Below are 21301 nucleotides of genomic sequence, written 5' to 3' on the forward strand. Positions count from 1 at the left end.
AGATGATATGTTCCTAAATCCAACGGTTGCTAAAACAATAGTTTATGAAAATGAAGGAAAGCCGGGATTGCTTACGCTCTTGAAAGGAGATGACAACAAAGAGTTTATTGCACTCATAATAGATAAAAGGTTTGCTTTCGGTTACATTTCTACATCTGAGGATAATTCAATTTTTGAGGATTTGCGCTCAAGGTTTGATAATATTTAATGAAAAAGAAAAAATAATCACACAATCAAATTAATAAGCGTTAACTTAAAAATCATCTATTCTAAACTAATGAAAAGCCCGCAGACTATATTGAAGTGCACCCCTTATAGTAGACATTGGAAAAACCCATATGGGAAACCGATGATACTTTAGGGGTGTATTATTATGAGGAAAAGAGAGCAATCGAATAAATTGTATACAAATGAAGTAAGGAAAGAAGCGATACGTTTACACGAGGAGGATAAATGGACGTACAAGCAAATTACAGAAAAGTATGGAATACAAGATAAAGATAGAGTTCGTAAATGGGTGTATAAATTCAGGAAACAAGGCGAGTATTTTTTAATATGTTATAGCAGATATTGCATGAAGAAAGGGTTTTGAATATGATTATCGAGGAAATAAACGATGAGTTTTGGGGACAGATAATAAAAGACAGTTGTGATTTTTACTTATGTAATAAAAGTATTGCAGGCTTAGATATTGAGATTGTTTTTATACCAGATGAAGGAGATATCATGGAATTAATTGAGAATTCTAAGGATATGATTCAATACTATCTTGGAAATGAAAAAAAATATAAATTATTTGCCGCAGAAAATCTGGGACATTTTGTTACTGAATCATGGAATCAGGGTGAATTATTAACGCATCAACAATTTGTTGATAAAATGCAAATTGAGTCAATTACAATTGGGTTTGATAGCTTTGATCTAGCTTATGATGACGGTGGTATTTTTAATGGTCATCTTATCATGGTTTTTGTGGATGGGGAAAGAAACCCGACAGGTGCAGATATCGCAGGGTAAAGTAAAGTAAACATAATTATATAATCGAAGTAATGCAGAACTATTTAAGTACTAATGAAAACTAGACTTTCATTGGAAATGAGGCTCAATATATGAAGACAAATAAAGTAGATTTCTAGAGGTGCTGTGTCCAGCATAAGGGTGTTCAACCGGTAGAGAAATAAGAATCTATAGCACCAACTATTTTCTCCTCGATTTATTCGGGGAACGCTATCGAACATTCAAAATAGCCCTAGTCCCAAGTCAGAGATGTGAAGGGATTGATTTGATAGCATCAATTAGCAGGTAAAAGAAAAATGATTCAACTAACGGATACGATAGTTTATTGAAATCACAGAAGCGACCGACCACAAAGATCGACTGCTTCATTAAGCTAACTGGCAGCAGAGCGTGGTGGCAATCTGGATAAGACAAAAAGCCGGAACCACAGCTAATTCCCGAATCGCTACTGCCTGACCGCAAGATAATTGAGGAATATGTTTTAACCGAGGCGGAAAAGTGTCTATATAAGTCGATGCTTTAATCAGTTGAAAAGGTACTATATAAAATTAGAACTATGACAACCCTAAATTTATCTTTATGATGAAATTATAATTCATAAGGAGTATGAATATGGGTATTCTTAAAGCAGTTTGGAAGATAATCTACTTGATATCTGCGGTAGCAGTTGGCGTCGGATGCTTACACGCATTCGTATTCTTTATCTTTAATCTAGGCGACGGATTTTTAAGCAATGATAATAAGCCAGCCGCTTTCGGGGTAGCCGCCTTGGCGATTGTAGGAACAACAGTCTTTTTACTTCTCGGTAGACTCATTTATAATTCAAATATCCATATAGGCCCGACATTAGGAATCATCATCGTTGCTGCTATCTTGACTATGCCGGCTATTGAAGTCGGGTATAATGTTATAGGTATCTATCAAACATTCCGTGCGAAGCCTTATGTGGAAAGGTATTTTAAGGAGCTAAAACCAGCCTTTGTTGAAAAAATCACTCCATTGGAATTTGACGATAAAGAAAGCAAGTCTGATACTCTACGTGTCTGGCGTGATAATGTACATAGTATCTGGATTAAGTTAAGAAAGAAAGATGGGACACTGTCATCTGAAGATTTAAAAAATGTTATTGGTGCCCTACCTCCTGCCAAGTATGATGTGAGAGTATTTATCTATTATGAGAGTTTTAAAGAATATCCAAGTGAGTATACAATCGATTTTGCGAGACGGAATAATCCAGTTGGTCCTCCGTATTGTGAGTCCAATGATTATGAAAATGATCCGTGTAATTTCATAAAGGAATTTTTGGAAAAGTAAGGTGAACAGTTTATATGGAACGGCTGTTTTTAACTAACGGAGAACTATAGTTCAATAAAAACACGGAAGCAGCCGACCACAATGGTCGGCTGCTTCATTACGCTAACGGGCAGGATGCGCTAACAAACAATACAAATCCCACATAGATTTGCAATTCATTATACCTTGACTTTCCCGTAGGGCCACTTACTTTTAATACGTGATTTAAATGGTTGCGTCCAAAAAATAAGCCAGCAATAAGGGAGAAAAATAATCGATACATAGGAGGTAATCGTAATCGATACTTGTAATAAATGTGGTGCCGAACTTTCTCAGGAGAAAACATGCGAATCGATATTCAATGAGTTTATGGCCCTTGAATTCACATATCCAAGCTACGGAAGGGTGCACTTTCTAACTGTTGCCTCGTACATGGTGCAACATGAAGGCTACAGCGATGAAATGTATGTTTGGGCGCAATCCGCATTACGGAGGCATCTAGAGGAAGGTTATCCTACGGAATTAATACGCCTAGATATGGCCAGGGGACCAGGGAACATCAAGGGTATTCAAAGACCAATGAATGCACTACCACTACCTAAGGTAGCATGGACCATGACGATCGCCGACGTGGCCTCACAAATGCATGACTCCGATAGTTACTGTAAGCTCGCAGAGCAATGGGGGCGAACTACACTGAAAGAAATGGGCCCACTGGTTACGAAAAGTAATGATTAAATTAAAGGGAAACGATTGTTTCAAAACCCGAACCGAGAGGCTGCCGCGAAAACGACCAATAGCCTCGTTAAGCTAACGGGCAGGATAAACACCCTTTAAAAGTTGAATTTTGTTATACAGAAAGTTTCCATAGAATTTGAATGGCATTTTCAGGTAAAATGTGCTCAAAGGAGTGATGTATTAATGTTAAACAAGGTGGTTATCATTTAAGTCCACAGAAGGACTTTTATGGAGGATTATTTTGAAACAGTCCTCGCGGGATACAGATCCGAAACTAGGCTCGATCATTCGATGTTGAATATATTGCCCTTGCTTATTCAAGCAAACCTCATGGAGGGTATTATAGATGCATTCAATGTAATGCGAAACAACGGCGAAGAGCCGGAATGTGATGAGGAGCTGTCGTATCGCATAAAATGTCTAGAAGACGTTCATCCCGTATATGGGATTTTTCCATGAGATTTATTCGTGTGAAGAACCCTTTGAATAAGAGGGTTTCTGTTATTTTGCGTAGAACAATAATGAAAATCTAAATCTAAGGGGCAAAATCATTTGATAAAAAAAGATAGTGTAGTAATAAGGACTGGCAGTTTGGATGATGCAGAAACAATTTTAAATATTCAACAGGCTGTTGTTATTGAAAACCAATATTTGATTTTAGCTTCAGAAGAGTTCGATAGGACAACGGAACAACATAAAAATTGGATACAGAACATTTTAGAGAATGAAAGAGATACAATAATTGTAGCTGAAATTAACGGTGCAGTTGTTGGATGGATTGTTTTTCAGTCCAAAAATCTAAAAAGACTTTCTCACACTGGTTATTTTACAACTATGATACATAAAGATTATCGAGGTATGGGTATCGGTAAAATGCTTATAAACGATCTTTTAAACTGGGCAGAAAAGAATCCTTTGATTGAGAAGATAAGTTTAGGTGTTCTTTCAACAAATCTAAGGGCAATAGCTTTATACAAGAGTGTGGGATTTGTTGAAGAAGGACGTAAAATTAAAGAAGTTAAGTTTGGTGAAAATGAATATGTAGATGACATACTTATGTATAAATTGGTTTAATCGTATTAAGCTAACGGGCACGATAGTTCAACCATTATTACACAGCGGCAGCCGGCCAAACGATCGGCTGCTTTTTTAAGTTTTGACACCCTGGCACACATGTGACCCACCCCGCACGCCAACGATCATTTTGGCAAAATGTGAATATAGTGTGTTAACCAGTTGAAGGGGGTTTTGCCATGGGTGCGAGGGTTAAGTATAGGTCGTCTGACGTTGATTTGTTGGCACGGCTTATGAGGGGCGAGGCACAGGCGGAAGGCGAAAAGGGTATGTTAACGGTTGGCGCTGTCGTGATTAATCGGGCCGTAGTCAGGTGTTCGGATTTCAAGAACGTCAACAATATTAATGATGTTATTTATCATTATATGAATGACGATGCCATGTTCGATGCCATATTAGAACCCGATTTTTATCTGAAGTCACGGGAACGAGAGCGGCGGTTAGCTGAACAGACCATAAAAGGCTGGCGAGAATGGCCTGCAAAATACTCGCTGTGGTATTTCAACCCGTGGGGGCCAACATCTCAAGCTTGCCCCGCAATGTGGTACGGTCAACCGCTCGCGGGTGCTTGGAAAAATCATTGTTTTTACCAACCTACAAGCACGGAATGCGCGGAAATTTACCGATAAAAAGCTTTATAAGGGCTAATGCCATAAGGCATTCAATGCCAAATAAATAACACTTTGGTATGCCATCGACTACGAAAAGTTGCCTTAAAAGAAGCACAGCCTCTTCTTGATAATAGTCCTCACCTGACTGTGAAAAAATAGGTGATCAATTAAAAGTAGTTGCAAATCCAAACTTTAAATAATCAAGGGTGAGCTTTTATCAAATTTCAAGTAGTATCGGAAGAAGATTAAGCTAACGGGAGACGATAGTTCAACATCAACATACGGCAGCTGGCCATGACCGGCTGCCGTTTTTCATTGAACTAACTGGCAAGATTGCGTAAATGAATATTCTTATAGTGATCGTGAGGTTCCTTTATATATGAAGGAGTAGGCTAGGCTTCCCGGCTTGATTCATTCGAGCAGCACTCCCGAGTATCAGTCCAACAACAGCTCCAACAATCATAATGACCTGAAAAGAAAAGAACCCTTTGCAGGGTTCTTTGTAGGGACGCGTAATGAATTTATGGTTACTGCATATTTCGCCTCAACGCTGCCGTGCCGAATTACGCTTGGGACGCGGAGAGGTTGAGCCAATCCTCGAAACGGGTCGAAGTGATGCGCGGGTTATCGCCCGGAACGAGGGATTGATCGTTCAACTCTGCGCCGAAGTATCGGGCGTTGTCGTCAGTGACGACCAGTCTTGGGTCTTGCTGCACGCGCAGGAATTGACGGACGAGTTCATCAAGAGGCAGACGGTCCGGGCCGGCCAGCTCGACAGTGCCGTTCACAGGCGCTTCAAGCGTGAAGTCGGCCAGCGCGGCAGCAACGTCATCCGAAACGATGGGTTGAACATTGGCAGAAGATAAACGAACGGTTTCTCCTTCAGTTGCTACATAAGCAATACTATTAATGAACTCGAAGAATTGCGTTGCACGCACGATTGTATAAGGGATCTTTGAAGCCTTGATCAGCTCTTCTTGTGCCATTTTTGCGCGGAAATATCCGCTTTGAAGAAGGCGGTCCGTACCCACGACCGATAGTGCTACGTGATGCTTCACTCCAGCGGCCGCTTCGGCGGCAAGGAGATTTTGCGTCGACGATTCGAAGAACTCTAATACGGCCTTGTCCTCGAATGAAGGAGAGTTGGCCACGTCTACGACAACCTGAGCGCCGCTAAGCGCCTCGGCCAGCCCCTCGCCAGTAACGGCGTTTATGCCCTTGGAAGGCGATGCCGCGACTGCCTCATGGCCAAGCTGACGAAGGTTGCTCACAAGTTTAGTTCCAATAAGTCCGGTACCGCCAATAACTACGATTTTCATGTTGATCCTCCTAAGGTATGTTTTTCATGGTCTCTGATGAATATCCCTGTGACGTACTTAGCACCGGCGGCGGATTAGCTTAAACCTGCTTTCGTCAAACCATACGCTGCGTCAGCCGAACCCGGAACGGTCTTAAAGGAGACGTTCAACCGGTTCCAAGCATTGATCGCCATAACCGAGAAGGTCAGGTCCGAAATTTCTTTCTCAGACAACTGCCCGCGTACACGGTCATAGACTTCGTCAGACACGCCATGCTCAGGCAGCTTCGTTAGAACTTCAGTCCATGCAAGCGCGGCCCGTTCACGCGGAGAAAATAGGGTTGATTCTCTCCATATCGACAGATGATAGAGGCGAAGCTCGCTCTCGCCGTGGATCTTGGCTTGTTTGACATGCATGTCCAAACAGAATCCGCATCCATTCATTTGCGAAGCTCTGATGTGAACAAGATCAAGGATCTTTTCTTCAATCGCGCTGTCTTTCTCGGCGTTGCTGAATTCCAATAATTTTTTGAAAAGCTCCGGTGATTCCTTCATAAAGTTTATACGTTGTGTCATAACTGCACCTCTTCTTTCGTATTTGTGAATCGCGCCTTCGAACATATAACGAGGTTGCGATTGATCTTGTGACATGGAGCGATCTTTCTCCATCTGATAACCTGGCATCTCCTTCCTCTTTCATTCGATCGCTTGCCATTCCACCATATAACGACGATGCGATTACATCTGTGACATCAGCCATGCTGTACATATTAAAAACGAATTTAGAAATGATATGTAGAAACACACCGCGAGTATCCGGACATTTTGTCACAAATAGGGGCTTTAGCTTGTTTTATTATAGGAAGAACTTATTTTATGAGCAGGAATGGACGTGGAAGAATGCAGGCTTTATACAATCAATATAAAGGGCTGTTGTTTAAGCTCGCCTACCAACTGACCGGTTCGGTATCCGATGCAGAGGATGTCGTACAGGATGTTTTTCTGAAAATACATGACGTACCCCCTGAGAAACTGGCTGAGCCAAAAGCATATCTCTGCAAAATGGTGACGAACCGATGCCGGGATTTGCAAAAGTCGGCCCGCAGGAAACGGGAGCAATATTATGGGGAATGGCTGCCGGAACCCTTTCTTAGCCCGGAAGAGGATGTAATGGAGTCGGTCGTCCGGGACGATCTTTTATCATATGCAATGCTTGTACTGCTTGAAAGGCTGTCTCCTACGGAACGGACTGTTTTTGTCCTTCGTGAAGCATTTGGCTTTGAATTCCTTGAGATAGCGGAGCTCGTTGATAAAAGCGAGGTGAACTGCCGCAAGCTGCTCAGCCGCGCGAGAACAAAGATGGGAATTTCCGCCGGAGAGCTTGTTCATTCTGAGGAAGCCAACCATGAGTGGGTTCACGGCTTCATGGCGGCGCTCAAGCAAGGAAACATGAATCAAATTTTATCGATGCTTGATCAGGACGTTGTCCTTGTCTCCGATGGAGGAGGCAAAGTGACTGCCGCCGACGAGCCGATCGTAACGGGGGAGCTCGTTGCACGGTTTCTTCTTGGTCCGGTACGCCAAGCTTCCATGGTTGAAGGAGCCGCAGTTATTGAAATCGGCCAAATTAATGGACAACCCTCACTTATTCTTCGTTCAAGCGAGGGCATTCATACGGTGGCGATGCTTCAGATCGAGGAAAATAAAATTCAAAACTTATATTTCATCCGAAATCCCGATAAGTTAAAGCATGTAGGTTAAGCAGCTATTTCGGAAAAAGAAGATGCGGCAGACTTGGAGGGAGGCGATTGGGCATTGTATCTGTCCTCCTGGATCTGTTCGTCATTGCATGTTTAATCGGTACTTAATGCTTTATGACGCTTCCTTATACTGCCAATCATCCATAAAATCAAGGGAATGGCAATATAGACGAAGGGGTAGAAGAATCCGATAAGAAACATGTTTTTGAACGTATTCGAAATCCGAATATTGTGCGTGCTGTAGATCAAGTTCGCTAGCAAGATGAAAGTTGTTACGCAAGCAATAAGCTTCCAATTTTTGAAACCGGTCCACTAAAGAAAATATAGTGTTGGACTAATAATGAATGATTAGACTGCCTGCGCTTTGTTGAGATAACATACAGTTTAAAGGAGTGAAACCTCGATGAAGAGCGATTACTGCAAAGTTGAGCATCCGAATTATACAGACTACAATAAACGTGACTTATAAAGAATGCCTTATTGCACAATACCACTACTTGCAGAACTTTGATGGAGAAGTTATGGATGATGTGCTTAGTTTGGAAAAGCATTCAATACTTACTAGTGAAGATTAAGTTATCGGGGAACGATAGTTCAACATCAACATACGGCAGCTGGCCATGACCGGCTGCCGTTTTTCATTGAACTAACGGGCAGATTAGTTGAATAGATACAGCCATTAATCATCGCCATTTAGGGAAGAATACCTTAAAAAGAGCAGGTGTGATTATGAAAATTAAACTGTATGTAATGATTTTTTGCTGTCTGTTTCTCAATACTTTTTCCACCACTTACGCTTATCGGTCTCCGAATAATGAACCTTTACCTTTTGAAAAACTCTACTTTGAATATGGTTACAAATCTGTGGACGATGCCGTACTGGAATTTGAAAAACACTTCAATCGAGACATCGAACTGCCAGTGATGTTACCTCCCATAGCGTTCACACATGTTTTTGGGCAGTGCCACATCGATACTGATCATAAAATTAATGATAGTTTGCGAATCGAATATGTTAGTGACAACCGGATCGTCGCGGCCCCGAATCACTACGTAATTGAAATTCGACCTGCAACTCAAAAGCACAAAGAGATCATACGAAAAAGGAACGTAATCCGCACATATGAGTTAGATGGTGGAATAAAAGCTATATATGGAACTATGTTTAACGGACGTATCAATACTCTTGTCTTTGAAAGAAGTGGATGGCAGTATTGGTTATGGGTTAATAAACGAATTGAGAATAAAATGCCTGCAGATACTTTATTCGAGATAGCCAATTCAATTGGATTAGAAACTAAGTACAAAGAGAAATTGTTAAAACTTTCTCGTTCAACTAACGGGTGACGATAGTTCAACATCAACATACGGCAGCTGACCATGACATGCTGCCGTCTTTTATTGAACTAACGGACAGTTTAGTATGAAAACTATCTGGAGGTATTGCACATTCCTTAACGAATATTTTAATAAGAAGAGTTAATGGAATTAGACACTTTAGTTCTCTGGGTTTATCATATTTACTTAGTGATTCCAATTTATCTCGGATCGCGAATTAGTACCAAGATTCTTGTTTTACAGACCAGCACTATTGCTATATCAGTAGGAATTATTTTTAATTTAATGTTTTATATTGTTGCAGTGATCTTATGGTTACTGCTTTTTTTTTCAGCGAACGTCGGATTGACTGCAGAATCATTTTTCGGAGGTATCTCTGTTACTATCATTGCTTTTGTCATGAGTATTCTAATAGTGTTGGCCACATTAACGTATAGAAAAGCGAAGCATAAGTAAGCCTTGGGCTGTCGGCTTCGCTCGATGGTCTTTCTCTGCCTTTTTCAGAGAAAGTTACTGCAGCAGTGAAAACTTTGTTACATCAGCATGGGTTTGTGAACGAAGTGCGCCGTCTGGACACATTGTATTGAAATGAATAATCGGAGGAGATCTTATTAAGTCATCGTATAAAGCGGTTTCCGTGTTTGTTATGGTGGTATCTTTGATTCCTAGTGGTTTTGGATTATTAATGGCTAAATTTATGGGGTGGGGTGGAATTGATTTTTCCTATGCAGTGTTCCATGAATCAGAATGTTATATACCCATATTAATTGGTCTCTTTATCTTCATAATTGGCTTGGTAGGGTTATGTGTACCACAGATTCATAACTTAATTAAAATTAATTTTGACAGGTACAAAGAAAAAAATAGAAATGATTGATCAAATTATTAACGCTATAAGTAATGTGAAGTAAGATTCCCTTAAGTAATTTAAAGAAGAGGATACTTGCACCGTATCCACGCTTCGGGCTAACGCTCTCGGTCATCTGCCCGAGGTATTTCGAGGAAGAGGTATCAAGCAGACAACCCTGCACCACCTAACCGCATCGCGTCATTAAGCTAACGGGTACGATAGTTCAATACTGACATGACTGCCACTTGGCAGCCTTTCGTTCGCTTAGCATGGTAATGGCTTCTTAATAGAAGGATTGGGGATAATTTTCTGGAATTAAAATAATTAAGAGGTGAACATAATGAAAAAAATCTCTTTATTATTGCTGATGGCTATAAGCATATTTGTAATTTATCAATTTCAAACGCCCATCCTTACAGAAAAAAATGCTATTATCAAAGCAAAAGGATAATTAAACGTAATCAACGAAAAGATGAACGCTGATTTTGATACGGAAAAAATAGCTGCTTATTGTGTACTTGAGAATGATACAATTTGGAACAAAATTACAGAAAATAGACAATGGTCTGTTATGATTGATGGTGTTGCAGTTGATATCATGGCTAATACAGGAGAATTTGTTCAAATGGTATTTCCTTTGGATGGATTCATTACTGAACTCCCATAGTAACGGTCTCACCATTGAACTAACGGGTACTATAGCTTAACAATCACCAGAACGAGGCTGCCGGCATAAATCGGTAGTCTCGTTGAGCTAACGGGCAGTATAGTTTAATCTTAACGCAATTATTTCAGGTATAGAGAATTGCGAAGTTATAAATCGTTATATACAATGGGTGGAAAGTATTATTAAAGTGGGTGAAACCAATATGACGACCTATGATCAATTTATGAGTAACCATTTTCCAAATTTAATTCTCAGGCCACCTTTATTCTACAACTGGAATGTAGGAATTCGATTTGAACTTGGGGATTCAAATGCGTATGATTTAGATAAGAATTTCTATATGGAACGTGTGTATAAACGAGCAATTGAGTTATTCAAAGCTATCAATGAGATAAATGATGAAATTATTATTGTTACAAATGCCGTTTTTGCTTATAACCTAAAAAATAAAGTTAAAAGGGTAAATTTATATCTAAAATACATTAAGAGTAAACACTTATTAAGAAATCTAAAGCTTAATGTTATTCCCGATGTCTTTGCTGATGAAGATGAAATACCAGACGAATTAGACAATACTTTTAGATATATGATCAATTATAAAGTTAAAGAGCTAGATTATCTTAATTTAATTAAAGCTATTTGTAACCAAGATGTAGGGATCAAGCCTTGTGTGGCGTCATAATTAATGAGAATGCTTCTAAAATATTTGAGAAAAAATCGTCATAAATAGTGAGGAGTGAATAATTATTCATATAAATGTATAAGGTATAATGGTGAGTAATAGTTACAATTGAGACCGACTAAATTAACTTATTAACGAATGAGACTTATAGTTGTGAATGATACTATTTTTTAGCCAGTTAGATCACTTCCCTTGATCTGACTGGCTTTTTCGTATTTAAATCTGGGTTTATTAACGTTAAAAGGCTCCGAATGGGATGCGGAATAGTGTATTCAGTTCTGGCTGCATATCATTGGTTTGCTTCTCTCCATATATTCGTTATAACCAGTGTCGGTCGAAAGAAATTGGAATCGGTCAGAAAGTAGATCGGTTCGATGTTTACGAGCGACAAAAGATAATTAATAGGTCCTTGGCTTGGCGAGAGCATCATCATAATGAGGCCGTATCGCAGGGCGTAGGGCGGGTTCAGTCTTCCTGCCGAGGATATCCCTTGCCGTTCCTATGATGAAGGTATCGAGAAACACCTCAGCTCACCGCAAAGGATGGAAACAGATATGAACATTACTCTTCTCGCAGAATTGATTGAAGAGACAACTGTAAACATTGTGAAACGCTCCCCGCGACCGGCGGCTACTGCGGCCGGATGCGGCGTCCCTCACTATCCCGCGTCGGTCAATATGGCGAGCATGTGTGTTGAAGGACCCGGGTACGGGAGCCGAAGAGCGCGAATTCGAGCTTACCGCACAGGACACAATACTCCGGCTTGAAGATGGCACAACCATAGAAGCGTGGACCTTTAACGGCAGCACGCCTGGACCCGAGCTTCGGGTGCGCGAAGGCGGCCGGGTCGTCGTCAAGCTGATCAACCGCGATATCGATGAGGGCGTTACGATTCATTGGCACGGAGTGGCGGTGCCGTGCTCCCAGGACGGCGTTGCCGGCGTCACTCAGGATGTGATTTGGTCAGGCGAGTCGTTCGCGTACTCTTTTATCGCAGACCACCCAGGAACGTATTGGTATCACTCACACCAGGAAAGCTCCGAGCAAGCAAAAAAAGGCTTGATCGGACGAATCGTCATTGAACCGAAGGAGAATATGCTCCTATGACAAAGATATCGCGGTAACGATGCAGGAGCTTGACGGCGCCGGTTATATGATCAACTGCCGCACGGACGGTGTGAAGCTGAACGCCGGACCCGGGGAAACGGTGCGTCTACGGATCGTAAATTCATCAAACCGGACGCAGTATATGGGGGTGGCGGGCGTTTCGTTCAAAGTCATCTCGATGGACGGCAAAGATTTGAACGGTCCTACAAAGCACTACGGACAATCCATATGCCTCCTACAGCTGCATTGTTGCTGGTTAGGAACGAGTTGAAAGGAGCGGTGGAAAACGGGCCAATGATAGAGATCCTTGACGGGTTCTTGGCGAGGCATACAAAAGGAGACACTAATGAACCAAAGGTCAGGACAAGAACCTATATCCTTAACCGTAGTCGTACACAACTACAACTACATTACACCCATCGTTTGGATGGCATTACGCTAAAGGACAGGTTAGTTTAACGTATCTACTTCGGTTATACGAGGGAGGTATGTATGGGAACAATACATTCAGTCAACGCACTTATTACCTGGGACAGAGATCCAAGCAGCTTTTCCTGTAATACTTGGCTGCAGGATCTAATCGTGAACTGCGGAAGCCTTGAGGGTAGACAATTTGTCGGCGATGCTTGGACCGTACAAGTCAGAATTACAGATCTGATCGAAGGCACATGGGATACATACGCGGACATTCGTTTTATAGTCGATGATGCACCTTGGCAAGATCTTTGTCAGTGGGTTCACCTTTAAATTATGGGCTGGCAAAGAGGTTGCCACGGTTAAGGTTCTGTAGTATTTGCATCATGAGTTTCAATAACGGAGAACGACAGTTAAATAAAGGAAACTGACGAGGCTGCGGACGCGGGGCTATACGGTGGCTCGGCGCTTTCTAAAGGACAACCAGATACCGTACGACCGCGCTTATCGTTACATTTACGAAGGGCGCGATAGCGACGGGTATATGGCGTTTAGACTCGAAGGTTACGACGCACCGGATCAGCCAGATAATATGTGAGGAGGCTCGCTCGATGACTGAATTAGACCATTTATGGGCCGAAATAACTCGTAAAATGTTGGTTCCGAAAATTTGAAGGAAACTAAAGTATTAGAATGAAAAAAAGGGTTAGACTGTGAAAATCAAGTAATAGACTGTCGATGACATTAATCATTCGAAATAATTATCTTTTCCCACGTAGGGTCATGAATTCGCTGGATTTCACCTGTAGATAAGTATGAGATAAGAAGGAAACAGAGGAGGCGGTTGCTCGGAACAACTGTGAGGCTTTGCAACATGAAAAAGGAACGTACTTTCAAAACGGGAAAGCCTTAATGGTACCGAGCAATGTAAGGCTGCTGTCCAATTTTATAGGAGGAATTTTATGAAGTGATAACGAGTATCTAAGTTATAAATTAGCAATTGAAGCGAATCCCTTCAACGGGCGGGCATGAACACTGTTTGAATATTATGTTTCTTAATAGGGGGATAAGCATGTTAGGCCTTCAGCTCTGGAAAGTCGACCGCTTGTCAGAAAAAGGTATAATTTCAACTTCAAAACACCATAATAAGACGAGTTATTTTTCTTAGAAAGGTGGTACCCCATGAACTCAAATATACATAAGGCTCTAAGAGAGATCTCAAAATCAGGCGATTTTGTACAAAAAACCATCACGGTACAAGGCAAGCTTCTTCATTTCTCTTACTATACTTCGCTTATAAATCATGAACAATTTCATCATGATTTACTCTCCTTTATTCAAACCTCCAATTGTGAAATTGAAAATTTGGATGATTTAAAGGCTTTGATTCCCATTGAGGGAATCAAGGTTTCATCGGACCTGAAACAAATTTCACTTAGCTTAACCAAAGGTTCAATCTTTCTTCAAATAGATCCCCATTTTAATGAAGGTCTTTTAGTGGACATTGCGGATTTACAACTAGGATTACGCAAAAATAATAATACTGAAAATGAATACAGCGTAATTGGCCCGAAAGTCGGTTTTGTTGAAAATTTAGATACCAACATGAATTTACTTAGAAAAGGGATGATAACTGAAAAACTTATATTTGAGGAACACACCGTTGGTTCTGTTTCAAAGACAAGAATAGCTATCGCTTATATTGAGGGTATCACCAATCCTCAGCATGTTAATACGTTAAGGCAAAGACTCTTGGATCTAGATGTTGACGTGGTTTTTGACAGTTCTATTCTCGAGCAGCTCATTGCAGACAACTCGAAGACTCCCTTCCCGTTATTATTATCCACTGAGCGTGTGGACAGAATAAAATATTCCTTGATAAACGGGGAAGTGTCCCTTTTAATCGACGGTTCTCCTTATGCGATTTCAGGACCTGTCACCTTATTTAGTTTTTTAATTTCGCCTGAAGATTATTATTTGCCATGGATTTTGGGTTCATTCTTTCGTCTCATTCGTTATTTCGGGGTCGCGGTTTCAATTCTGGGAACCTCCGCTTATGTTGCAGTTCTTACCTTTCATTACAGAGTCATTCCCATGGATCTTTTAGGCCCGATAATCGAATCCAGAATAAACGTTCCCTTCCCTCCTTTGCTGGAAGTCTTGTTCTTGGAAATAACCATCGAGCTATTGCGCGAAGCAGGGTCCAGATTGCCTACGAAGGTTAGTCAAACGTTGGGAATCGTAGGAGGTATCGTACTTGGGCAAGCAGCAGTGCAAGCCGCTTTAACCAGTAATATTCTGCTCATCATTGTTTCTCTTTCGGCATTGGCTTCCTTTACTACGCCTATCTATAAGATGTCCAACACGATACGGTTTTTGCGTTTTCCATTAATATTCTTGGCATCCTTGTGGGGCGGTTTAGGCATAATGCTTGGGTTAATGTTTATTTTGGGCCATTTAATGCGGTTGAAATCGTTGGGCATGCCTTATATTGTGCCTCTGTTCCCTTTTCGCCACAAAGATTTCTCCGACAGTTTTATCCGCTCTTCCTTTTCCCTTACTTCTAAACGATTTTCATTTACGCGTCCACTCTCAATAAAAAGATATTCCGTACAAAAAAATAAAGATACCAGCGACGACTATGATAACGAGTAATTTTCTACGGATAGGAGGAAGAGTAAATGAAAGGGCATATTCTCGTTTTCTTCTGCTGCTGCCTATTATCCGGTTGCGCGCAAGAACGGATAGTCGATCGGATTAAAATCATTCAAAGCATTGGCACAGACATCGAAGGAGAGACAATTAAGATGAGCGCTTCTTATCCTACGTATAATAATGCTTCCGGGAAACAATCCAAACCCATGTTAACCGCGAAGTCGCAAACGATTTCCGGGAGTCTCAAAACCCTAGCTGCCGAGTCTTCGCAACCTATCGAACTCGGTCATTTGCGGACATGGGTTATTAGCGAAAAATTTGCAAGAAAAGCCCTCGCGGAGGTTGCCGACATCATCAATTCAGATTCCATTAAAAGCAGCAATGCTACTCTTGTAATAACAAAACAAAATGCAAGCTCGATTATAGCCGAAACCCTAAAAAACCCTCCGTTCTTCTTATCGGAACTAGTCGAACAAAACATGGACCATGGGAATACTCCAAAAACAAATTATCATTCATTTATAAATCAGTATTTTGGAGAAGGCCAAGATGTTTATTTACCAGCTATAAAGAAAGATCAGGGCTTATTGCATATGGATGGAATCGTTGTCTTCAAGGGAGACAAATTAAAGCTTTGGTTGACCAACAAAGAAGGATTATATATAAAACTCCTTAAAGACAAAGCCCTGACAGGCCAATATGATTTCACGACCGAACAAAAAGAGAAGTATTCCCTTGTTATTTGGCACGGAAAGAGAAAAATAGCTATCGCGCAAAACGGAAAGGCAGCGATTTCCCTTATATTAACGATAGAACTTAGAGAATATCCGAAAAAAATAAATATCCTAAAAAAGCACGATTTGCATGAAGTAAAGAAGCAAATCGAAGAAAAATTCGGTTCAGAAATCAAAAAAATGTTAGTCCATTTACAAAAGAATAATGTCGATCCTATCGGCTTTGGAGAGCAGTATAGGAGGCAGCATCGAAAGTACAGCGAGAACGGATTTTATGACGAAATCTACCCGAATCTGGATTTTGAAGTCAAGATGGAAATCATTATTATACACTCAGGAGTTGGGCATTAATGCAGAACCAGGTTAAGGAAAATTACACAATTTCCGGATTCTTTGTATTTTTCTTAATCGCTGTTTCTCAAAAAACCGGTATTGTGTCGAATTTTCAAAGTCTAGTCGTTAGGGATGCCGGTCAAGATGCTTGGATTTCGGTTATGTTATTGGGTTTGAGCCTGCATTTAATCATCTGGATGGTCTATAAGATGCTCGGCTATCCCGCAAAAGATGTAATAGACTTACATCGAACGATCTTCGGCAACTTCATGGGCAATTCCCTTTCACTGTTATTAGTCGGATACTTCTTCATAATATCTCTATTTGTCTTTCGAACTTACATTGAAATCATTCAAGTATGGGTATTTCCAACTACTCAAACCTGGGCATTGGCAGCGATCTTTATTTGTATGATTTATTATTTTGTATCCGGCGGGTTCAGGGTATTAACCGGAGTATGTTTTTTCGGGTTTTTGATCCCTTCATTTTTAATCTTTTTTCTTTACTTCCCGATTCGACAAGGTGATCTCCAAAATTTAATGCCAGTACTCAATCACTCTTTTCTTGATTTGCTTAAAGCATCTAAATCTTCCAGCTTTATTTACTTCGGAATTGAAACATTGCTTATTTACTTCCCTTTCTTAAAATTACCCGAGAAAACCGCAAAATGGGCGCATATCGCCTTGCATTACGGTACATTCGAATATACAGTACTAACTGTTGTAACCCTTATGTATTTTTGTCAGGGACTGCTAAAGCATACCCTGTGGCCTAGTTTGGGGATGACGAAAATTATTGAGTTTACCTTTATTACAAGGTTTGAATATATTTTTATTTTTTTGTGGCTTATGGTTATCATCCCTACGATTTGTATCCCTATTTGGTGCTGCACGAGAATTATGAAAAGAGTTGCCACGCTTAAACCCCGGCTATCTTTGCCTTTCATACTCGCAACCCTTCTCATCGCCGCGCTGATGTTCAACGAACGTATGAATATCGATGTATTTGAAAAATTCATCATTGAGATGAGATTTTATTTTATCTATGCTTACATACCGTTCATATTTATCATTTATGTTATCAGAGCTAAGATTGGAATAAATCGGAAATAAGGGCTGCCACATGACAGCCCCTAAAGGATTTATGTTACCTACTCTTACAGCTTCTTGTCATCGTGGGAAATTACCGATTTGGCGGGCAGTAGGGGGATTGCCGGAAAGCGGGATTAAAGCAGGCCTTGCCGGCGTGCCATTGACTCTTGCTACGCATAGTGGTGTGTCGAGGTATTTTAAGACAGCGGTGGATGCGTACCGTCAAGCCGCAAATCAAGCTGGTCATGATCCGGCTAATCTGCCCGTAGCAACGACCACAATACTTTATGTCGCTGAAAATTCGCAGGATGCGCAGAACGAGTTCTATCCGCATATGGATCACGTTTATCGAACAATGCGGGGCATGCCTTTCCCAAGGCATCAATTTTTACAATCTGCTAATATCGAGGATGCTTTAATGGTGGGAAGCCCTCAGCTTGTCATCGAGATAATTTTGCGCAGTATGGATCGCCGAAGGTATAAAGACCGATCTCGAAACGTTTGTATTGAACATTCTCAGCTACATTATTCAACGGGAACACCTGCTTTCATTTATTTTGTCATTAATGGATTGGAGCGAATACAAATGGAACAAGATTTGAGTTACTGCAGGATAGAGCCTGCGTTGGACGTTATGACGGGCAGATGGAAAATCCCTATTTTATATATGCACTTTCAAGGCACTAAACGGTTTAGCGATCTTCAGAAAGGCATACCAAACATCACGAAAAATGCTGACCACGCAACTTGCGTGAGCTTGAAGAGCATTATATTGTTAAACGGGTGGTATACCAGGCTGTTCCACATAAAGCGAAATATCCATTAACGGAATACGGCAGTACTTTAGAAGCGATATTAACATTGATGCATCAATGGGGCAGCGCCCATTTGGATTACATGCGAATCAAAAGCGAGCAACCTTTCCGGAAAGGTCAAAATTTGCAGCAGGACACTTAACTTTAAGTGTTTGCAATGCCATTATGATGCCGAAGGATCGGTTTGAGAAGTAGTTACTTTTTTCTGTCCAGGTTACCTTTGCGTAACCATGCTTGCGCAGGCTTCGGCTTTGAACCGAATAGACAAATAAATCGAGCTTTATAGACCGGGGAAAAAGCAGTATAGTTTACTCATGCACGACAGCAATACTTCTTCTCAGATATAAAAGACAAAGAATAGGTGGGAGTATATAATGGCAAAGCAAAAAGTATGGGTAGTCACAGGAGCTGCCCGAGGAATTGGTTTGGAGATCGTTAAAGCCGTGCTCGCAACCGGGGATCAGGTTATAGCAACGGTCCGGCGTTCCCCGGAGACCTTGTTGGATAAGCTGGGTAAACCCGCTAATCTTAGCGTCGAAATATTGGACATTACGAATGAGGCGCAGGCGAAGGAAGCCGCGGACCAGATCGTTCAGAAATTCGGAAAAATTGATGTCCTGGTCAATAACGCCGGCTTTGGTCTTCTGAGTGCAGTGGAGGAAGCTTCCGCGGATGAGGTGAGAAAGAATTTCGAGACGAACGTTTTTGGATTGCTCAACGTGACACGCGCAGTGCTGCCGTATATGAGAAACGAACGTTCGGGACATATTATAAATATCTCGTCTGTTGGCGGATTAAGCGGAAATATCGGCTGGGGCGTATACGGTTCGACCAAGTTCGCCGTTGAAGGGCTTACGGAGTCCTTGGCTTTAGAGCTGGCACCGCTTGGAATTCATGCTACCGTAGTAGCTCCGGGCTTCTTCCGCACGGACTTCCTCGATGCATCTTCTCTTAGCAATTCGGATCGGATTATTCCCGATTACGCGGAAACCGTCGGGAAGATGAGGGAATTCGCCGTAGAGGCTAACCGCAAGCAGCCAGGTGATCCCGTCAAGCTGGCTAAAGCTATCGTTCAGGTTGCGAATGCCGAGAAGCCGCCTGTCCATTTGCCGCTCGGGAAAGATTCCTTGCAAAGATACCGGGAAAAGACAGCCGACTTTGAAAGAGATATCGAAAATTGGTATGATGTCATTACTGGCACGGATCATGATGATGTATAAGTCCGAGCACGCTTGTGCGGGGCGGTCGAATTTTGTTGGATATCGCGGGTACTCGCTAGTCGAGTTCTGTATGATTTTAAGGGCTGCGTTGAACTCAAAAGTACCGTAATCATTAAGTTGATTGCGGGACTTTTGTGTCAAAAATAAAATTGAAAAGGAGTAACATATACATGACAAATTCAGCTGTTTCGGCATCCGCAGCAGGCATTATTACGGTTGGCGACGGACTCAAGGTTAACCGTTTGGGGTTTGGTGCCATGCAATTGACAGGCCCCGGTGTGTGGGGAGAACCAAAAGACTTGGATGAAGCCATTCGCGTACTTCGTCGGGCGGTGGAACTGGGTGTTAATTTCATTGACACAGCAGATTCATATGGACCATTTATATCCGAGCAACTTATCAAACAGGCACTGCACCCATACAAAGATGGCCTTATTATTGCAACGAAAGTTGGACTGACGAGACCGGGTCCTAATCAATGGGTTCCTGTTGGCCGTCCCGAATACTTGCGGCAACAGGTAGAACTCTGTTTGCGCCACCTTGGTCTGGACCGGATAGACCTTTTGCAGTTGCACCGCATTGATCCGAAGGTTCCCCTCGAAGAGCAGATTGGCGAACTCGCGCTGTTGCAAAAGGAAGGCAAGATCCGTTACATCGGTTTGAGCGAAGTGAGTGTCCCGCAAATCGAAGCAGCAAGAAAAATTGCCCAAATCGTGTCGGTGCAAAACCTGTACAATCTGGCAAAGCGAGATGCAGAACCCGTTCTCGAGTATTGCGAAGCGCAGCAGATCGCGTTCATTCCATGGTACCCGTTAGCAACCGGTGAATTAGCTAAGGAAGACGGTATTCTCGGCAAACTGTCCAAAGAACGCGGAATCCAGCCATCGCAGCTTGCACTTGCATGGTTACTGAAACGTTCACCGGTCATAATGCCAATTCCTGGAACTTCGTCTGTGGCGCATCTGGAAGAGAATATCGCTGCTGCAGGAATTGAACTAAGTGATGAGGATTTTGCGAAGTTATCAAATGCAGTTTAAAAGACAAGCCGTTTAACGACTAAGTGATTTGAACGACTAAGTGATTCACTTTTTCGTATTATTTAAATATGAACCGGGGGCACAGCACCCCGGTTTTTCCATTAGGAATGGCGGTTATCGATAGGAGGAAATGCTATTGTCTCTGCGAGCGGAAAAAGTACTCGATATTCCTTCTATGGCGATTGCTCTGATCCGGACGTTACTAAAGCAAAAGAGAAATTATGTCTCGAGCCTTTCTCGCCTTTCGTGACTCCGGTTACGCTTAGAGATAAAAATTTCGGAAGTATCCCCCGTGTATATATCGAAACACTAAAGGATAAACTCGTTAAATCTTCAAAGAAAGATGTATAGCGAGTCTTCAAGTGAAGCCATTATTTCTTTGGACTCGGATCACTCGCCTTTTATTTCGCAGCCCCATGTTTTAGCCTATCATCTAAAGAATATAGCTAAGGTATATGGAGCACAGGGATGAGGAATCAAAAATAGATAAATAAACGGACTACGGCAGCCATAAACGGCTGCCTTAGTGCGTTAAAGAGATCGACTCGATTGCGTATAAAATTTTCCA

22 protein-coding genes are annotated in these 21301 nt (G+C 41.6%); 20 read left to right on the forward strand and 2 right to left on the reverse strand.

Going from position 1 to position 21301, the window contains the following annotated elements; all coding sequences use genetic code 11:
- Positions 1–7: 7 nt before the first annotated feature.
- The 7 genes from J2T14_RS11505 (at position 8) to J2T14_RS11525 (ending at position 4751) form a co-directional block, all read left to right on the forward strand.
- On the forward strand, positions 8–208 hold the full coding sequence (locus J2T14_RS11505; protein WP_307470883.1) for a hypothetical protein: 201 nt from the start codon (positions 8–10) through the stop codon (positions 206–208).
- Between the two features lie 165 nt (positions 209–373).
- Complete coding sequence (locus tag J2T14_RS30860) at positions 374–592, forward strand: helix-turn-helix domain-containing protein (protein WP_373458140.1); 219 nt, start codon at positions 374–376, stop codon at positions 590–592.
- A 2-nt stretch (positions 593–594) separates the two neighbouring features.
- Entirely contained in the window at positions 595–1017 is a 423-nt protein-coding gene (locus J2T14_RS11510) for a DUF2262 domain-containing protein (RefSeq protein WP_307470885.1), read from the forward strand.
- A gap of 612 nt (positions 1018–1629) precedes the next feature.
- The gene (locus J2T14_RS11515; RefSeq protein WP_307470886.1) at positions 1630–2331 is read left to right on the forward strand and encodes a hypothetical protein; all 702 of its coding nucleotides are present in this window, start codon (positions 1630–1632) and stop codon (positions 2329–2331) included.
- A gap of 276 nt (positions 2332–2607) precedes the next feature.
- Positions 2608–3048: a DUF5946 family protein gene (locus J2T14_RS30865; RefSeq protein WP_373458154.1), complete on the forward strand. Its 441-nt coding sequence runs from the start codon at positions 2608–2610 to the stop codon at positions 3046–3048.
- A 552-nt stretch (positions 3049–3600) separates the two neighbouring features.
- Positions 3601–4122: a GNAT family N-acetyltransferase gene (locus tag J2T14_RS11520; protein ID WP_307470888.1), complete on the forward strand. Its 522-nt coding sequence runs from the start codon at positions 3601–3603 to the stop codon at positions 4120–4122.
- Between the two features lie 179 nt (positions 4123–4301).
- Positions 4302–4751 (forward strand): cell wall hydrolase, encoded by a 450-nt coding sequence (locus tag J2T14_RS11525; RefSeq protein WP_307470890.1) that lies wholly within the window; start codon positions 4302–4304, stop codon positions 4749–4751.
- A gap of 545 nt (positions 4752–5296) precedes the next feature.
- Here the strand turns inward: J2T14_RS11525 and J2T14_RS11530 are convergent.
- Together J2T14_RS11530 and J2T14_RS11535 are read right to left on the reverse strand one after the other, a co-directional pair.
- Positions 5297–6052: an SDR family oxidoreductase gene (locus tag J2T14_RS11530; protein ID WP_307470892.1), complete on the reverse strand. Its 756-nt coding sequence runs from the start codon at positions 6050–6052 to the stop codon at positions 5297–5299.
- Positions 6053–6126: 74 nt separating this feature from the next.
- Positions 6127–6699 (reverse strand): carboxymuconolactone decarboxylase family protein, encoded by a 573-nt coding sequence (locus J2T14_RS11535; protein ID WP_307470894.1) that lies wholly within the window; start codon positions 6697–6699, stop codon positions 6127–6129.
- 231 nt (positions 6700–6930) lie between these two features.
- Here J2T14_RS11535 and J2T14_RS11540 point away from each other — a divergent pair, with 231 nt between their 5' ends.
- From J2T14_RS11540 to J2T14_RS11595, 13 genes are all read left to right on the forward strand, one after another.
- Entirely contained in the window at positions 6931–7791 is an 861-nt protein-coding gene (locus J2T14_RS11540; RefSeq protein WP_307471935.1) for an RNA polymerase sigma-70 factor, read from the forward strand.
- Positions 7792–8519: 728 nt separating this feature from the next.
- Positions 8520–9137, forward strand: a complete 618-nt coding sequence (locus J2T14_RS11545) for a hypothetical protein (RefSeq protein WP_307470897.1) — start codon at positions 8520–8522, stop codon at positions 9135–9137.
- Positions 9138–10450: 1313 nt separating this feature from the next.
- Positions 10451–10645: a hypothetical protein gene (locus J2T14_RS11550; RefSeq protein ID WP_307470899.1), complete on the forward strand. Its 195-nt coding sequence runs from the start codon at positions 10451–10453 to the stop codon at positions 10643–10645.
- 202 nt (positions 10646–10847) lie between these two features.
- Positions 10848–11327, forward strand: a complete 480-nt coding sequence (locus tag J2T14_RS11555) for a DUF3885 domain-containing protein (protein WP_307470901.1) — start codon at positions 10848–10850, stop codon at positions 11325–11327.
- A gap of 690 nt (positions 11328–12017) precedes the next feature.
- Positions 12018–12434 (forward strand): multicopper oxidase domain-containing protein, encoded by a 417-nt coding sequence (locus J2T14_RS11560; RefSeq protein WP_307202946.1) that lies wholly within the window; start codon positions 12018–12020, stop codon positions 12432–12434.
- Positions 12406–12705 (forward strand): hypothetical protein, encoded by a 300-nt coding sequence (locus J2T14_RS11565; protein WP_307470903.1) that lies wholly within the window; start codon positions 12406–12408, stop codon positions 12703–12705. The genes J2T14_RS11560 and J2T14_RS11565 overlap by 29 nt, the downstream gene beginning before the upstream one ends.
- Before the next feature lie 1325 nt (positions 12706–14030).
- Entirely contained in the window at positions 14031–15503 is a 1473-nt protein-coding gene (locus J2T14_RS11570; protein WP_307470905.1) for a spore germination protein, read from the forward strand.
- 26 nt (positions 15504–15529) lie between these two features.
- On the forward strand, positions 15530–16588 hold the full coding sequence (locus J2T14_RS11575; RefSeq protein ID WP_307470907.1) for a Ger(x)C family spore germination protein: 1059 nt from the start codon (positions 15530–15532) through the stop codon (positions 16586–16588).
- Complete coding sequence (locus J2T14_RS11580) at positions 16588–17682, forward strand: GerAB/ArcD/ProY family transporter (protein WP_307202940.1); 1095 nt, start codon at positions 16588–16590, stop codon at positions 17680–17682. Before J2T14_RS11575 ends, J2T14_RS11580 begins: the two co-directional genes overlap by 1 nt.
- Positions 17683–17692: 10 nt before the next feature.
- Entirely contained in the window at positions 17693–18487 is a 795-nt protein-coding gene (locus J2T14_RS11585) for an LLM class flavin-dependent oxidoreductase (RefSeq protein ID WP_307470909.1), read from the forward strand.
- Positions 18445–18618, forward strand: coding sequence for a winged helix-turn-helix transcriptional regulator (locus J2T14_RS30870; protein ID WP_373458141.1), 174 nt, complete (start codon positions 18445–18447; stop codon positions 18616–18618). Before J2T14_RS11585 ends, J2T14_RS30870 begins: the two co-directional genes overlap by 43 nt.
- Positions 18619–18850: 232 nt before the next feature.
- Entirely contained in the window at positions 18851–19696 is an 846-nt protein-coding gene (locus J2T14_RS11590; RefSeq protein WP_307470911.1) for an oxidoreductase, read from the forward strand.
- A 170-nt stretch (positions 19697–19866) separates the two neighbouring features.
- The gene (locus tag J2T14_RS11595; protein ID WP_307202936.1) at positions 19867–20733 is read left to right on the forward strand and encodes an aldo/keto reductase; all 867 of its coding nucleotides are present in this window, start codon (positions 19867–19869) and stop codon (positions 20731–20733) included.
- The last annotated feature ends 568 nt before the right edge of the window (positions 20734–21301 follow it).

The organism is Paenibacillus harenae (assembly GCF_030812415.1).
Taxonomy (GTDB): domain Bacteria; phylum Bacillota; class Bacilli; order Paenibacillales; family Paenibacillaceae; genus Pristimantibacillus; species Pristimantibacillus harenae_A.

Coding starts and splice junctions, on each gene's coding strand:
- J2T14_RS11505 (WP_307470883.1), top strand. CDS start 8: ATGTTCCTAAATCCAACGGTTGCTAAAACAATAGTTTATGAAAATGAA.
- J2T14_RS30860 (WP_373458140.1), top strand. CDS start 374: ATGAGGAAAAGAGAGCAATCGAATAAATTGTATACAAATGAAGTAAGG.
- J2T14_RS11510 (WP_307470885.1), top strand. CDS start 595: ATGATTATCGAGGAAATAAACGATGAGTTTTGGGGACAGATAATAAAA.
- J2T14_RS11515 (WP_307470886.1), top strand. CDS start 1,630: ATGGGTATTCTTAAAGCAGTTTGGAAGATAATCTACTTGATATCTGCG.
- J2T14_RS11525 (WP_307470890.1), top strand. CDS start 4,302: ATGGGTGCGAGGGTTAAGTATAGGTCGTCTGACGTTGATTTGTTGGCA.
- J2T14_RS11530 (WP_307470892.1), bottom strand. CDS start 6,052: ATGAAAATCGTAGTTATTGGCGGTACCGGACTTATTGGAACTAAACTT.
- J2T14_RS11535 (WP_307470894.1), bottom strand. CDS start 6,699: ATGGAGAAAGATCGCTCCATGTCACAAGATCAATCGCAACCTCGTTAT.
- J2T14_RS11540 (WP_307471935.1), top strand. CDS start 6,931: ATGCAGGCTTTATACAATCAATATAAAGGGCTGTTGTTTAAGCTCGCC.
- J2T14_RS11545 (WP_307470897.1), top strand. CDS start 8,520: ATGAAAATTAAACTGTATGTAATGATTTTTTGCTGTCTGTTTCTCAAT.
- J2T14_RS11550 (WP_307470899.1), top strand. CDS start 10,451: ATGAACGCTGATTTTGATACGGAAAAAATAGCTGCTTATTGTGTACTT.
- J2T14_RS11555 (WP_307470901.1), top strand. CDS start 10,848: ATGACGACCTATGATCAATTTATGAGTAACCATTTTCCAAATTTAATT.
- J2T14_RS11570 (WP_307470905.1), top strand. CDS start 14,031: ATGAACTCAAATATACATAAGGCTCTAAGAGAGATCTCAAAATCAGGC.
- J2T14_RS11575 (WP_307470907.1), top strand. CDS start 15,530: ATGAAAGGGCATATTCTCGTTTTCTTCTGCTGCTGCCTATTATCCGGT.
- J2T14_RS11580 (WP_307202940.1), top strand. CDS start 16,588: ATGCAGAACCAGGTTAAGGAAAATTACACAATTTCCGGATTCTTTGTA.
- J2T14_RS11585 (WP_307470909.1), top strand. CDS start 17,693: ATGACAGCCCCTAAAGGATTTATGTTACCTACTCTTACAGCTTCTTGT.
- J2T14_RS11590 (WP_307470911.1), top strand. CDS start 18,851: ATGGCAAAGCAAAAAGTATGGGTAGTCACAGGAGCTGCCCGAGGAATT.
- J2T14_RS11595 (WP_307202936.1), top strand. CDS start 19,867: ATGACAAATTCAGCTGTTTCGGCATCCGCAGCAGGCATTATTACGGTT.